A 13,887-nucleotide genomic window follows, 5' to 3' on the forward strand; every position below is an offset into this window, starting at 1 on the left:
CCTGGTTGAGCAGGTCGGCCCGTCCGCCGTGGTTCCTGGCGGCGGCACCGTCGCTGGCCGGTCGGCGTGGGCTGGCGGATCCGCTGCACCGGCCTGCCGACCCGGAGGGGCCTCGGGACTGCAAAGGTTGGCTAAGTGCCAACCGGGTCGACGGTCGCGCCTACAAGCCGGCGAGCGACCAAGCGGCGCTGGCTGCCGCCTTCGACCTGGCGATGGCCCGCGAGCACTCACCATCGTTCGACAAACTCTGGCGGGATCTGACCATGCTGCTCAACTGACCGAGCTTGAACGGGAAGGACGCCTCGACCAAGCCGATCCAATGCCGGTTCAGCCGGAGTCAGTGCAACAGCCGTTGCGCCCAGTAGACCTGTCGGTCCGGGCCGACGCTGATCAGGGCGACCATCAGATCGTCGACGGCGGCGGGAGCGGACGCTACCGCGAACTCCGGCGGTGTCTCCGGACGTGCCGGATGCAGGACGAAGGAGAACGTCACCGGTGTTGCGTCCAACGACGACACGGTGACGACGCTGCCGGCGCTGTGGAGCCCGCCGTTGATCTCACGTGCTCCGATGCCGTACAGCCAGGGGTGCTGTTGCTCGACGGCGTTCAGGACGCCGTCAAAGCCCGCCCCGACCCGGTCCGGCCGGTCGGATGTGGCGCTGATCAGGCCTGGCATGAGTTGGCTGCGTTTGTCGAGCACCACGATCATGAGCATGGTCCCGGGTTTCGCCTGCGGCGGGGGTGTCCAGGCGACCTGGCCGAGGAAGACCTGGGCGCCGTCGCCGGAGAGTTCCAGCTGCTGGCCGTCGAAAGCGGCGTCCGCCGTCGCTTGGTCGACCAGACGCAGGGTCGCGGTCGCGACCAACACCTCCGGGCCGTACGGCGACCGCTGGTGCCACCACCGCCACCCGGTGAGCCCGCCGGCCATGACGAGCACCACCACGACCACCCAGACGATCGCTGCCGACCGACGCTGCATGACGTGCCTCGCTGCTACTCGACGGGGTGAGCCTCGCGGAGCAGGCCCTCGGCTTCCAGGAGGAGCTCGTCCAGCTGCTCGTCGGTCAGCTCCGCGTCCTCGACGAGCCTGAACAGGAGCTGTCCTTGGATTTCGGCCATGACCCCGATGTCGAGGTTGTCGACGATCTCCTCGACGTCAGGCAGGTCCATGTCCAGCATCGCGTAGATGAGCGCTTCCCCCTCTTTGGCGGGTAGCTCTCGGCCTTCGAGGAGTCGGGCGCGGGCATCCGCGACAAACCGGATGACCTCGCGCGGGTCTCTGCTATCCCCGAAGCGTCGCTGGACAGCGACGAAGAAGCTGTATCCGATGATGGCGACTGGAGTGCCCTTGCCCTCGCTCTGGAACTTCTCGGTGAACGAATCGTAGGTTTCCCAGTCCTGACGCAGGAGCGCGCGGCCATTCGGAGTGTGATCTGCGGCCGGAGTGGGCGAACCTGCCGTGCCGTGTGCAGCCGGGCGGGCAGGCCGGCTCCGGGCTGGAGTTGCCGGTCACGGTCACCACGTACGACATGTTCAACCAGCCGCGTACGGTGGTGGAGAAGACCAGCGCCGGCACGTTGCGGACGACGACCACCAGCTACGACCCGGCGGGCCGGGTGTACGAGGTGGCGATCACCGCCGCGTCCGGGCTGGGTGCGGCGGTGCCGGTCACCCGCAACGTGTACGACGCGGCGACCGGCCGGCACCTGCGGACCCAGTCGGTGGTGGGTGGGACGGTCACCGCCGAGGTGGTCCGTACCTTTGACACGTTGGGTCGGCAGACGTCGTACACCGATGCGGACGGCAACGTGTCGACGACGACGTACGACCTGTTGGGGCGGACGGCGACGAGTTCGGATGGTAAGGCGACCCGGACCTACACCTACGACGGCGGTACCGAGCGGCGTGGTCTGTTGACGTCGGTCGACGACACCCAGGCCGGGGTGTTCACCGGTGGGTACGACGTCGACGGCAACCTAGTCACGGAGAGCTGGCCGTCGGGGATCACGATCGCCCATTCCTACGACGAGACCGGGACGAGCGTCGGCATCACCTACGACCGGCCGGGTTGTGGTGCGTCGGACTGCACTCTCTACAGTGGGTCGGTGTCCGAGTCGGTGCATGGTCAGTGGCGGCAGCACGCGTCGACCCTGGCCGAGCAGACCTACACCTATGATCCGTCGGGTCGGTTGACGACGGTCGAGGACACCATCGGCGGCCAGTGCACGACCCGTGCCTACGCCTTCTCGGCCAGCAGCAACCGGACGAGTCTGGTCGAGTACGCCCCGGCTGGTGACGGCACCTGCCAGACCGGCACCGCCACCTCCACCATCACCCACTCGTATGACGCGGCGGACCGGATCACGACTGCTGGCACGGTGTATGACGCGCTCGGGCGCACGACGACGGTACCGGCTGCCGACACCGCCACCCCGACCGCTGGCAACGCCACGGTCGGCTACCACGTGACCGACCTGGTCGACACGATCACGCAGGCGGGCCGCACGGTGGACTACGCCTTGGATGTCACCGGCGAACGGGTGCGGTCGTTCACCGACACCGCTGACGGCACGCCGGTGACGACGGTGCATCACTACGACGACGATGGTGACAATCCGGCCTGGACGCAGGAGAACGTCGACACCTGGACCCGGATCGTTGCCGGTGTGTCGGGGATGGGTGGCGTCTGGAGCAGTGACAACGGGCAGGTGACGTGGCGGTTGGCCAACCTGCACGGCGACCTGGTCGCCACCATCCTCCCCGACGACGCCGGTCTGTCGGCCACCACCGACGCCAGTGAGTACGGCACCCCTCGCAACCCCGACGCGATCGGCGGCGAACGCTACGGCTGGCTGGGCGCGAAGCAACGAGCGGCCGACCCCGCCACCGGGCTGATCCTGATGGGCGTCCGCCTCTACAACACCACCACCGGCCGCTTCCTCACCACCGACCCCGTGTACGGCGGCAGCTGCAACGCCTACGAGTACACTTGCGCCGACCCGCTCAACAAGGAAGACCTCGACGGCAAATGGGTCAGCCTGGTGATACGCGGAGCGGCAGCCGCCTGCAAACTCGGTCGGAATTGGTGCAAACGGGCAGCGGTGTGGACCGGAAAACAGGCCTGGCGCGGTGCGAAGTGGGCAGGTAGATCGGTTTATGGTAAGAAGAGTGTCTTCTACGGTAGTGCGAAGGCTGGTAGGAAGGGCTGGTTCAATCGGGGACCGGTTCGGGTGGGCTGGACTTGGAAGGCGTCCGAGAAGAAGTTCAAGTTTGGGTTGCATACGGGATATCCCAAGTATCGGCAAAAGAATTGGTTTCATCGGAATTTTCCTCGGATTCATTGGGACTGGTTTTAGATGAGTGGGTTGCGGGAGTCGTTGGTTGTTCTCGGTGATCGCGTCAGGCAATTTGTCGGCGAGTCGGCAAGCGTTGAAGTCGCCGGGGTCGGATTGGATTCTCAGGTACGCGTGACTCCGAAAGCTGATAGTGCATGCCCGTTTATTGTGCACTTGCAGAGTGATGACGAGTTGACTGTCGAGTTCGGTGCCTTCTCGGTTGCACACTTCTCGTCTTCGGATTCTGCGGAGGTGATCGAGACTTGCTGGGGCGTGCTTGAAAGTCTGTTCTGTGGCGCGGTCCGGGAGAAGTTATGGAGTCGAGGTGGGGACTATTGTCGGGCGGTTGCTTACGTCGGATTAGGGGATAATGAGCTAAAGTTCGTTACCCAACAAGGTCTATGTGTGGGTGCAAAACGGAGTGAACGTTCCTACTTGCCGTACCACAGGAGCTCTAACGAGTAAATACGGGTTGCAATTTCTGATGACGAGAGGTGGCCGGATCGCCGCGGACTTCCGGAGTCGGTCAGGGCTATTGCGTAGTCCGGTAACTCCTGGTCACGGCGTCGATGAGGTCTGTGGAGCGTCGGTTCGCGCGTCGGGTGGCGCGGGCGATGTTGGGTTCGCCGCTGCTGCGGTGGTAGCCGACCGCGGTGTTGCGGAGTGTGGCGAAGACGGCGGGTCCGTTGCCGGTCCGGGCTTGATGCGCGTCCTCACGTAACGCGACATCGCGGACGTAGTGCAGGCGGTTCTCGATATGCCACTGGGCTCGTGCCCAGGTGCCGAGGTCGGCGGGTTGGGCCGCTCCGGCGGGCAGGGACACGGTCAGGTACGCCGTTTCGCGGGTGGTCCTGCCCTTGACCGTGCGGGTACGGGTGATCCGGACGGCCTGCTGGGCGTGGGGGAAGCCGAGCCCGCCGGGGGTCGTCACGGTGACGGCTTTGACGGTGCGGGTCTCCGTGCGGCCGTGTCCGGTGTCGCGGGTTCGGGCTCCGACCGGGACCTGCGCCCAGGGAACAGCTTTGAGCTGGGCGAACGTGGTCGGCTGGTTGGCTTTTACGGTGACCATCAGATGTCCGCCGGCGGCGGCCAGGTACTCGGCAATGGACGTTGTGCGGGTGGATCGGGATTGGTAAAGGCATGGGATTCTCGGGTGCTGATGTCGGGTGGCGAAGAAGGTCGAGTGGAGGTCGTGGTGAGATTGGTACGGCTTGACAAGTACCAATTCTTCTATCTGTTCGCTATTGCCGTTTGGCTAGCTTCTGGATTGGGGGCATTCTTGGGGTTGTGGTCGATTCACTGGGCGGCTTTTGTCTCTGCTTGTGCCGGTATCCCCAACGTTATCCTTCAACGGAAGCTCTACAAGGATGAGGAAGCTGATGGCTGAGTGGATGACCTCGTTGTCAAGCGATATTGCGCGGGCCTGCTACCCGGAAAGGCTTACGTGACGGTGTCTTCTGTACGGATCGGCCAGGCTCTGAATGAGATCTTTGGAGAGACCAAGATCTGGCCCCTGCAAGTCGTCCTTCCGGGAAGCCGTGGCTTTGGGATCTGGGTGAAGTGGCTGCTGGTGAGGGTGGCTTTCTTCTCGGTGAGGACGGATTGGTTCTTCTGTTTCCGACTTTTCCTGCGCTGATTGTTGCAACTGAGAGCGGATCGCCAGGCAATTTCTGCGTATTTCCCGGATACGAGCTTTTGCGCGAGAGGATCGGTAGCGCATCGGCAGTCGGTCCAGATGGCGGCCCGGTGGCCTTGCTCGACTTCCCCAACGCGCGTGCAGGCATAGCCGAGCTCAGCGGAGACCATGGAGGCGGCGGGGCTGTTGTGGACTGTCTTGATGGGTTGCTGGATCTAGCCAGACAGCAGGGCGAGACAGCGATCCTCGACCTCGTCAACGGAGAGGATCGACCCCTCAGGCGCATGTATGACTATATCTGGGGAGACGGCGACGCGTTCGTCGTGGATGCTGCTGTCACAGATTTCGAACTGGCCACAGCGTGGTTCGAATCCCAGTGCAGGGTAGTGCAGCCTGGATAGCGGCTCTGCGTCTCCGGATCCGTCAGGCGGCGAGACCGAGGAGTTCGGTGGCACGGGTGGTGAAGTGGCGTACCTCGGGAAGGGTGGCGTACGGCTTCAGGCGGTGTTGCAGGTCTCGGACGGTCCCGATGGTGCGGGACGAGTTGACGGAGGCGGCCAGCTCGACAACATGGGCGGCGCGGGTAGCGGCGGCTTCGACGTCCGAGCGGTCGAGGTCGGCGGTGGCCAGGGCGGCGTGGCTGAGCGCGGCGCGGCGGGCGCGGCCCTGGTGGCGGGCGCCTTCGGCGGACTCGGTGGCGAAGCGTACGGTTTCGTCGGGCTGCCCGAGGTCACGGAAGCAGTGGGCGGCTTCGCCGTACAGGTACGGGGTGTCGATGAATTTGGCCCAGACGGGTTCGTCGTCGTGGTCGACGCGGGCGAAGGTCTGTTCGGCCTTGGCCACGGCGGCGGCTGCCGGTGCTGATTCGCCGAGTGCCGCGAGGGCGCGGGCTTCGAGGATGTAGAGGTCGGCGAGGCAGGCAGGGGAGTCGCCGTCGGCGAGACCGCGGCGGCCGGCTCGGGCGAGCATCAGTGCTTCGCGGGGGTGGCCGAGCAGGTTGGCCTGGTCGGACATGCCGGCGAGGACGTGCGCGCCGAGCGCGGCGTGGTTGGCCGCCTGAGCGAGCCAGAGCGCCTGGATGAGGTAGCGCTGGGCGAGCCCGTGTTCGCCGTCGTCGTACGCCATCCACCCGACGAGGTACGACTGCTCGGCGGCTGCCTCGTAGAGCGCCTGCTGGACGTCCGGTTCGTGCTCTCGTTTGAGCAGCGGCAGGACGTAGCTCTGCATGTATTCGACGAGGGCGGTGCGGGCATGGCCGCCGCCGCGCATCACGTCCAGCTCCTGAAAGAGGGCGAACATCTCCCGGATGCCGGCCACCTGTCGCATCCCGATCTGCCGTGGCCCGCGTTCGGTCGACGTCTCGTCGAGGGTGGCGAGCAGCCAGTCACGGCTCGGTGCGCCGAGCGCGGCGAGCACGAACGGCGCTTTGACGATGTTGCGGCGGGCGACGTCAGCCTTGCCCAGGTCGATGATGGTGTCGACCGTGGTACGGGGATGGTCGGCGTACTGCAAGCCGCGAGCGGCAAGGGTCTCCTCGTCGGTCATGCCGAAGTCTGACGGGGTGACCCGGCGACGCAGCCTTTCGCTGAGCGCCCGCGCCAGCAGCGTCGGCACCGGCGGTCGCGGACGCTCGCCGCGCTTCACCCAGCGGTGGACCGCTGGGTAGTCGTAGCGCAGGGCAAGCCCTTCGTCCGCTCCGAGGCCGTTGATCCGTCGGGCCAGCCCGGCCCACGAGAAGCCCGCCTCGGTGATCAGCGAGGCCAGAGCATCGTTCGATCCGTTCACGGACCACACCTCCCAAGCACCTACCTTGGACGGTACCGGTCAGGCATCAGCGCTGCATACGGCCGCACGAGGGTACGAAATTCACATGGGCGTTCACTCGGTGCCGTCGAGGGCCGTCGTCCAGTTGTCTCTTCGTGAGGCAGAAGCGGTTCAGTCCTCGCGTTGGGTTGGCCGGTGGATGCGGATCCACTCGGCGACGGCTTCGCGGGACCAGATCCGGCCGGTGGCGAGGACGTCGAGCGGCGCGGGGAACGACGGGCGGTTGACGATCTCGGATGCCCGCTGACGGGAGACGCCGCCCAGCATCTGCTGGATCTCGGACATCCCGGCCAACCGCATGTCAACGAACGTACGGAGGTTACGAGTAGCAGCCCCGTCAACTTGACGCACTTGACACTCGTAAGGGGGATGGGTGATTCTCAGTCGCGCACATCTTCGGAGGAGGGGAGCCACCATGACGCAGATGGATGACGACCGGTGGCGGTCGTGTGGGTCGGACTGGGACGAGCCGGGGACCGGCCCGCAGCGGTCGAGCGCCGTACCCGCCACCGCGCCGAACGGTCGACCAAGTGACGCGGACGCCGGCACCCGTACCGCCGCTCCGAGCGCGACCGGGTCGATCGGCGACCGTCCCGACTCCGGCGACCACGTCTGACCCAGCTCCGCAGCTCACGTAGGGAGCCAAGAGTTGCCCTGGTCGCCGTACCGCCGATGAAGGCTGCGGAGATTGGGGTCCGTGGGGTGGCCCTGCCGAATCGGCAACCGGCAGGGCCACCCCCGTCCACCAGACACATCACGTACACCAGGCACACCACCCACGACCACGACAACGCGACACAGGGGAGGAGCACCACCCATGCGTACGCTCTGGCAACGAATCCGGGTCCGCTGGGGACGCCGACGGATGGCGTCCACCCCGCCCAGCCAATGGCCGGCCGGCAGTAACCCCGGCGTCCACCGGGTGCCCGGCACCAACATGCGCTCGGCGGCGTACCGGCCGATCCGGCCCTGGCAGGTGCGCAACCAACGGTTCCGCCCGGTCGGCGTCACGGCCCGGGGCCTCGACCCGGTCGAAGTCGGCGCGTTCCTCGACCGCGTCGCTCACGACCTCGGCGTCCTCTACGCCGAACTCGACCGCACCTGGGAACAGAACGACCGGATCAAGGACGCGTTGCGCCGCTGGCAGAGCGCCCAAGCCACGATGAACCAGGCCGCGATCAACCAGGTCCCGGTCAACCGGGCCCCGGTCTACCAGGCCGCCGTCCGGTGACCGAGCCCGACAACCCCGACGTCGCCGTCGTCGACTGTGCCACCTGCGACGGCGGCGGCGTCACCTCCCACCGGTGCACCTGCACCTGGTACGGCGACCAGCTGATCGTCGACGCCGACCAGCCGACCACCGCCGACCCCAACCCCGGCGGTACGGCGTACCGCGACTGTCAGGTCTGTCTCGGCACCGGCACGACCTGTGCCACCTGCGACCGCTGCGCCGGACTCGGCCGCCGCCGCGCCCAACTCGTCTACACCGTCGCCAACGCCGACACCGCCGCCGTCGCCTCCGTGAGCATCGTGCCCGGCGCGCTCGACCCAGTGCACCGCGACGGCCGCTGGTCACTCGACCTCGACGCCGTCCTGGCCGACCTCGCCGGCCAAACCGGTGTCGAACACCTCTACGACCCGGAAATGCCCGACCGCGACATCGTCCTCGGTGGACTACTGCTACCCCGCGACTGGCGACCCGACCTGCCGGAGGCGCGACGGTACGCCCTGGAAGCCGAAGCGATCGCCGGCTGCGCCGCGTACCCGTGGCGGATCTGGCTCGGCCACGCCGCCTCGCCGCAGCGCCCCGACCCGGCCCGCCACCTGGGCCGACTCTGCGCCCTCGCCGAACTGCTCTGCCTCGACCTGGTCGTCGAAGCCCGACCCGACCCGTACGGCGACGACCGGCACCGCTGGCAGCTGCGCCTCGAACTGCCCGACACCGCCGTCGGCGACGACTTCGCCGGCGGCGTCGGCAGCGGCGACACCCTGGACGCGGCGATCGTCGCCGCCGACATCACCACCATCGCCACCGGCCTCGCCGACCGCAGCCGCGCCGCCCCCGCCCACTACCTGCGCCCCGGCCGCCCCAGCACCCCGGCCGAGCCGTCCACACCCGACCTCGACCAGCTCGAACGCCGCATGATCGCCGACTGCGTCGCCCTCGGCACCGGCGAGCCCACCCCCGGCGCACACGCCATCTGGCGCGACGGCCGCTGGTGGCACACCAGCCTGCGGGTGGTCGCCGTCGTCGAGGAACTCACCGAACGCGCCACCGGACAAATCCGCCGCCGTACGGTCGACAAGCTCGCCCGAGCCTGGCAGCCGCCGCCACCCAGCTGGCAGGGGCCACCGATCCCGTCCGAACCCTGCTCGTACTGCGTACCCGAGCAGGGGTTGCGGCGCTGCGTCTGCACCATCGGCGCGTCCACCGCCGACCCCGACTGCCGCCACTGCGGCGGGGCCGGGCGCGCCGGCCGGTACGCCGCCGGGCTCAGCCGCTGCTTCAGCTGCGGCGACACCCTGCAGATCCGGTACGGCGCCGTCGTCACCGTCACCGACGGACGACACTGGGCGCGGCATCTCAACTGGGCTGTCCCCGATTCCGCTGTCTTCGACGAGGCTGCCGCCGCCCCGGGGATCGGCAGCCAGCCCGGCGGCAAACCCATCCACCAGGTGCCGCCGCCGCTGCGGCTCGCCACCCACCTCGACGACCTGGCGGTACGCGGCCAGCCGATCACCGGCCCGGACCAGCTCGCGCCGCTCGACGACTACGAAAGCCTGCTGACGCAGGAGCTGTGGTACGGCCACGTCACCCTCGACCACCCCGGGCAGGAGCCGTTCGCCGCGTACCTGGCGAACGTCGCCAACGGACGCCCCGGCGGCCGGGTGCTGCTGCACGCCGCGACGCCGGACGCGCCGCCGCTGGCGCGGGTACTCGCCCTCGCCTACGGGTTGGGGCTCGCGCTGATCGTCACCGTCGCCGACCACCGGCACCACGCCGGTACGCCGTACCAGACGCAGGGAGTGTCGTGGGGTGCGTACGTCGCGGCGCCCGGAGCGTCACTCGGCCTGCGGGCCTACCCGCACCAGTCCAGCCTCGGGCACGCGCTCGCCCACGCGATGGAGTACGTGTGCGGCTCCGCCCGCTCGGCGGTGCCGGCCGATCCGTCGACCGCGATCGCCGTACCGCAGAACGTGCCTTCGCCGCCCCCCGACGGCCCTGAACCCGACGGTCTGGTGCCGTTGCTGTCGTTGCTCGCAGCGCACTACGCCGGCGAGACGGTGATCGTTGTCCTCGCCGCGTCCCACTGCGACGTGTACCTGCGCGACGGCCCGGAGATCACCCGCCGGGTCGTCGCCGCCGCCGACCTGCCACGAGCAGTCGAACGGGTTCGTCACATCCGGTAGCGGACCGCAATGCTCATGTTCCGGTAGGACTGAGCGCACTGCCTGCCCGGCGACCTGTATTGCTTCCACGCGTGATCCCCGTACGGGATCATGATCCCGTACGGGGATCACGGTAGAACAGGCATTGCCTCCGGGGCGACCGGTGTCGGGAATGCGATTCGCGTTGCTCATGTGTCGTGGATGGACATGCCGGACGAGGCGGCTAACCTGCGTGCGGCAATGGCGAGAGTCGATCAGGTTCGGCGGGGAGGTGGTCCGAGGGCGTGAACAGCAAGTCCACCAAGGGTTGTACGGAGAGGGCTTCGTGCAGGCACTCGCGAGTGCGGGTGGGTTCACGACAGCAAAGATGAACATCGACATGGATGGAGTCGATCTCTCGCTCGAAGATCAGGAGCCACGACCGGTGGGCCAGGGCCACCAGGAAACCATCACTGTCCGGGTGCCCCGGCAGAATCTCCTCACCGTCGAGTCGTTGGAGCGTCTGCTCGTCGGTGAGTTCCAAGGGGAGGCGAAGTGATCCAGGCAGAGATCACCGACCGCGCCGCGCTGGTCGCACGTTCGCCGTTGGAGCTGACGATGTACCTCCGCGCGCAGGGTTGGACCCGGCAGAGTAGGTCGGAGACCAGCGCCCAGTGGATCACGGTCGTTGACGGAGCGGAGTTCGAAGTACTTCAACCGCTGGAATCGACGCTGCGCGACTACCCGGCCAGGGTCCGAGACATCCTCCAGGTGCTTGGCGTCGTCGAGGGGCGGTCACAGCTCGACATCCTTGCCGACATCTCCAACGTTTCCATGGACGTGCACACCGTTCGGACCTTCCCGGCCGGCAACGTACCGGGGACCATCGGACTGGATGATGGTGTCCTGGCCTTCGAGAGCCTGCGTAACGTGGTCGCCGCTGCGGCGTACTCGGTCAAGTCAGATCATGCGCGTGCGGTGCAACCCGCCCGCAAGCCGGCCGAGGTGCTCAAGTTCCTCCGCGAGGTTCGATTCGGTCCGAGCTCCGAGGGTAGCTTCGTACTCTCGGTCTTCACTCCCGTCCCGCCCCGTCTCGCGTCGGGTCAGGCGTCGCTGTTCGACGATGACCCACCCCAGGCGATGGAGCCGGCGGAGCCGTTCGAGCGGCAGGTGTCGCTCAAGGTCTACGACGCGGTACGGGCGGCGCACCACGCGGCGAACGAGGCCCTTGCCGGTCCGGCCGGACTGGACGCCTTCACCACCGCCGTACGCGACGGAGTCAGCGCGAACCTGTGCGAGGCTCTCGCCGGGCTGGGAGGCGAATCCGGTCACCCGTTCGAGCTGGCGTTGCGGTTGGCACCGTCGCGGCCACTGCGCTCCCGGGAGCTACCCCCGGTCCGGTTCCGGCACGATCACCTGCCGGTACTCGCCGCCGCCGCGCAGGAACTCCGGGAGCACATCCCCGATGAGGGCGTCCTCGTCGTCGGCAACGTCGTGCGCCTGCACCGAGAGGGCACCGGCTCAGGTGAGGTCAGCATCGCCGGCGTCATCGACGGCGAGGACCGGTTGCGCCGATTCTGGACCGACCTGCCGGCGGTCGACTACGACCAGGCCGTCCGCGCACATCAGGAGATGCACACCGTCTCGGTACGCGGTGACCTGGTCCGGCGGGCCACTCGGCTGCACCTCAGGAATCCGACGGCGTTCCACGTCCTGACCGACATCGACGAGCCCTGACAGTCGCCATTGCTTCCACGCGTGATCCCCGTACGGGATCATGATTCCCTACGGGGATCACGGCATTAAAGACATTGCCTCCGGGGGCGTACGGATCGATGTTTTCGGTTGTCGTCATCCCATGGCGAGGCGGATGGCGAGCAGGCCGATGATGCCGTTGCCGACCAATGCGGTGACCAGCCGGCCACGTGGACCGGCCAGGGCGCGTCCGAGGACAGCGCCGCCGGCAGCCAGCGCCAGTTGCCAGCTCGCCGAGGCGAGAAACGCCGCACCGACGAACACCAGGCCGACGAGCACTCGACTGTCGCTCACACCCATCGTGTCCCCTTGGTGGCCGACCACGAGAGCGGCGAAGTAGACGATGGTCATCGGGTTGAGCAACGTCAGCCCGACGAAGGCGGCGTACGTCCGGGCGATCGACCGCGCCGGTGCCGACCGCGCCGGTGCCGACCGCCGCGGGGCCTCGGTCGCCGCTCGACGGGCCCGCATCGCCACGACGATTCCGCGTACGGCGATCGCGGCGAGCACCACGGCGGCGGCCGTCCGCAGGATGCCGATCGCCGCGTCGAGCAGTCGGGCGACGGTCGTGCCGGCGACGACGGCGGCGAGCGCGTACAGGCCGTCGGCGGTGGCGACGCCGAGTCCGGCGGCCGCGCCGTGCCGCAGCGACACCTGCGCGGAGACGGTGACGATCAGGACCCCGATCGCGCCGACCGGGACCGCGATGCCGTAGCCGGCGAGCAACCCGGATGTCAGCGCGTGGAACACGGCAGGACTATGCCGACCCGGTGGATCAGGCCACAACCGGTTAACGCCAGATCAGCGGCGGGTGGCGGCCAGCGCTCCGGCGGCAGCGGCCCCGAAACCGGTCGCCATCAGCGGCAGGCCGATCCCGAACGGCAGTTCACCCACCCAGTTGATGTTGCTGCGCTCCGGCAGGCCGCCGAGGGTTACCGCGACGACGGCAGCGGCCAGGAACAGGCCGGCGGTGGTCGCGCCGGCCGCGAGCAGCGCGAGTTCGACGCTGCGCCGGGCCCAGAGACTGGCGAGAATGGCGACCGTCAGAAAGGCGACGACCCACCAGATCCAGCCGGCTCCGGAGCTGACAGTCAGATAGCTCCAGCCCGAGTACCACCATTGGCGCTGCTCGTCGGCCTTGAACCAGGGGAGTAGGAAGCCGAGGAGCGCGGCGACCGTCCCGGTCAGCAGCAGCGCGTCGGGCGCGGGTCGGTACGACGTCGATGAGGTCCCCACGGCGGCCGACGGTAGCAGCCGTTCACCACGGTACGGGCCGGTACGACGGTCGGGGGCTCGGTTACGTGACCGAGCCCTCGACGGTGGGACGTGCTGTCTACTCGCCCTGCTCCGGTGGCAGCGGGCCGGTCTTCTTGTAGGGGTTCTTCCTGGCAGGTGCGCTGGTGGTCGCGCGCGGCTTGCGGGCGGTGGTCTTGCGGGCGGCTGGCCTGGTGGGGCGCGTGCCGGCCGGGGCTGCGTCGGCGATCTCCCGCCGGACCCGGTCGATCGTGTGCCAGTTGAACCACATGCCGCACGTCATCATGGCCGCGAAAACGCCGATGGCCACCGACATGTTGGCGTAGTAGCCACCGCCCGCGTGGACGCTGAGAAGGCAGAACGCCACGCCCGCCAGGATGGCGAGGACGGCGATGCTGGTGAACGCGAGCGGTCCCTGGATGCGATCGGCGGTTTTCATTCCCAGCGAGACCTTGATCATGTCGCGGAGACCGAGGTCGAAGTTCCACGAGCTGGGGGACGGAGTGCGGCGGATGTGCGCGTCGCGCGGGGCGTCCCCGCCGGGTTCGCCTCGCAGGTCCATCGCCCGGGGTGCCCTGGACCGTTCTGTCATCGTTCCACCTCGCTACCTGGCGGGGTGAAGGTGTCCGTACCGCGCCACCTTCAGGTCGGTGATCCGACTTGGCTACACCGTAGCAGGGTGTGCATGAGACTCACATCAAGCACGTACGCGAG

Annotated in this window: 17 protein-coding genes; 9 read left to right on the forward strand and 8 right to left on the reverse strand. The window is 67.9% G+C overall.

Annotated features, from left to right (window positions below; genetic code table 11):
• Positions 1–5 precede the first annotated feature (5 nt).
• On the forward strand, positions 6–278 hold the full coding sequence (locus O7632_RS08180; protein WP_278112772.1) for a hypothetical protein: 273 nt from the start codon (positions 6–8) through the stop codon (positions 276–278).
• Between the two features lie 59 nt (positions 279–337).
• Here the strand turns inward: O7632_RS08180 and O7632_RS08185 are convergent, their stop codons facing one another.
• Positions 338–979 (reverse strand): hypothetical protein, encoded by a 642-nt coding sequence (locus tag O7632_RS08185; protein ID WP_278112774.1) that lies wholly within the window; start codon positions 977–979, stop codon positions 338–340.
• A gap of 14 nt (positions 980–993) precedes the next feature.
• On the reverse strand, positions 994–1,179 hold the full coding sequence (locus O7632_RS08190) for a hypothetical protein (RefSeq protein ID WP_278112776.1): 186 nt from the start codon (positions 1,177–1,179) through the stop codon (positions 994–996).
• Positions 1,180–1,466: 287 nt separating this feature from the next.
• Between O7632_RS08190 and O7632_RS08195 the strand changes: the two genes are divergently transcribed.
• Positions 1,467–3,356, forward strand: coding sequence for an RHS repeat-associated core domain-containing protein (locus tag O7632_RS08195; RefSeq protein WP_278112778.1), 1,890 nt, complete (start codon positions 1,467–1,469; stop codon positions 3,354–3,356).
• Positions 3,357–3,867: 511 nt separating this feature from the next.
• Here O7632_RS08195 and O7632_RS08200 read toward each other — a convergent pair.
• Positions 3,868–4,404 (reverse strand): ISAs1 family transposase, encoded by a 537-nt coding sequence (locus O7632_RS08200; protein WP_278112780.1) that lies wholly within the window; start codon positions 4,402–4,404, stop codon positions 3,868–3,870.
• Between the two features lie 3 nt (positions 4,405–4,407).
• Here O7632_RS08200 and O7632_RS08205 point away from each other — a divergent pair, with 3 nt between their 5' ends.
• Entirely contained in the window at positions 4,408–4,722 is a 315-nt protein-coding gene (locus O7632_RS08205; protein ID WP_278112782.1) for a hypothetical protein, read from the forward strand.
• A gap of 173 nt (positions 4,723–4,895) precedes the next feature.
• On the forward strand, positions 4,896–5,372 hold the full coding sequence (locus O7632_RS08210; protein WP_278112784.1) for a hypothetical protein: 477 nt from the start codon (positions 4,896–4,898) through the stop codon (positions 5,370–5,372).
• Between the two features lie 22 nt (positions 5,373–5,394).
• On the opposite strand, the gene O7632_RS08215 is transcribed toward O7632_RS08210, so the two are convergent.
• Both O7632_RS08215 and O7632_RS08220 read right to left on the reverse strand, forming a co-directional pair.
• A complete protein-coding gene (locus O7632_RS08215; RefSeq protein WP_278112786.1) occupies positions 5,395–6,756 on the reverse strand; it encodes a hypothetical protein in 1,362 nt (453 codons plus the stop codon).
• Positions 6,757–6,906: 150 nt separating this feature from the next.
• Positions 6,907–7,095 (reverse strand): hypothetical protein, encoded by a 189-nt coding sequence (locus tag O7632_RS08220; RefSeq protein ID WP_278112788.1) that lies wholly within the window; start codon positions 7,093–7,095, stop codon positions 6,907–6,909.
• A 115-nt stretch (positions 7,096–7,210) separates the two neighbouring features.
• Here O7632_RS08220 and O7632_RS08225 point away from each other — a divergent pair, with 115 nt between their 5' ends.
• From O7632_RS08225 to O7632_RS08245, 5 genes are all read left to right on the forward strand, one after another.
• Positions 7,211–7,411 (forward strand): hypothetical protein, encoded by a 201-nt coding sequence (locus O7632_RS08225; RefSeq protein WP_278112790.1) that lies wholly within the window; start codon positions 7,211–7,213, stop codon positions 7,409–7,411.
• Positions 7,412–7,732: 321 nt separating this feature from the next.
• The gene (locus tag O7632_RS08230; RefSeq protein ID WP_278119921.1) at positions 7,733–8,026 is read left to right on the forward strand and encodes a DivIVA domain-containing protein; all 294 of its coding nucleotides are present in this window, start codon (positions 7,733–7,735) and stop codon (positions 8,024–8,026) included.
• Entirely contained in the window at positions 8,023–10,206 is a 2,184-nt protein-coding gene (locus O7632_RS08235; protein WP_278112792.1) for a hypothetical protein, read from the forward strand. Before O7632_RS08230 ends, O7632_RS08235 begins: the two co-directional genes overlap by 4 nt.
• A gap of 304 nt (positions 10,207–10,510) precedes the next feature.
• A complete protein-coding gene (locus tag O7632_RS08240; RefSeq protein ID WP_278112794.1) occupies positions 10,511–10,723 on the forward strand; it encodes a hypothetical protein in 213 nt (70 codons plus the stop codon).
• Positions 10,720–11,901 carry a hypothetical protein gene (locus tag O7632_RS08245; protein ID WP_278112796.1) on the forward strand — a complete coding sequence of 394 codons (1,182 nt, stop codon included), beginning with the start codon at positions 10,720–10,722 and terminating at the stop codon, positions 11,899–11,901. The genes O7632_RS08240 and O7632_RS08245 overlap by 4 nt, the downstream gene beginning before the upstream one ends.
• A gap of 114 nt (positions 11,902–12,015) precedes the next feature.
• Here O7632_RS08245 and O7632_RS08250 read toward each other — a convergent pair whose 3' ends face one another.
• The 3 genes from O7632_RS08250 to O7632_RS08260 all read right to left on the reverse strand — a co-directional run bounded on the left by O7632_RS08250 (position 12,016) and on the right by O7632_RS08260 (position 13,765).
• Positions 12,016–12,669: a LysE family transporter gene (locus O7632_RS08250; protein WP_278112798.1), complete on the reverse strand. Its 654-nt coding sequence runs from the start codon at positions 12,667–12,669 to the stop codon at positions 12,016–12,018.
• A gap of 51 nt (positions 12,670–12,720) precedes the next feature.
• Positions 12,721–13,155, reverse strand: a complete 435-nt coding sequence (locus O7632_RS08255; RefSeq protein ID WP_278112800.1) for a hypothetical protein — start codon at positions 13,153–13,155, stop codon at positions 12,721–12,723.
• Positions 13,156–13,252: 97 nt separating this feature from the next.
• Positions 13,253–13,765, reverse strand: coding sequence for a hypothetical protein (locus O7632_RS08260; protein ID WP_278112802.1), 513 nt, complete (start codon positions 13,763–13,765; stop codon positions 13,253–13,255).
• Positions 13,766–13,887: the final 122 nt, after the last annotated feature.

This window comes from Solwaraspora sp. WMMD406 (assembly GCF_029626025.1).
Taxonomy (GTDB): Bacteria; Actinomycetota; Actinomycetes; order Mycobacteriales; family Micromonosporaceae; genus Micromonospora_E.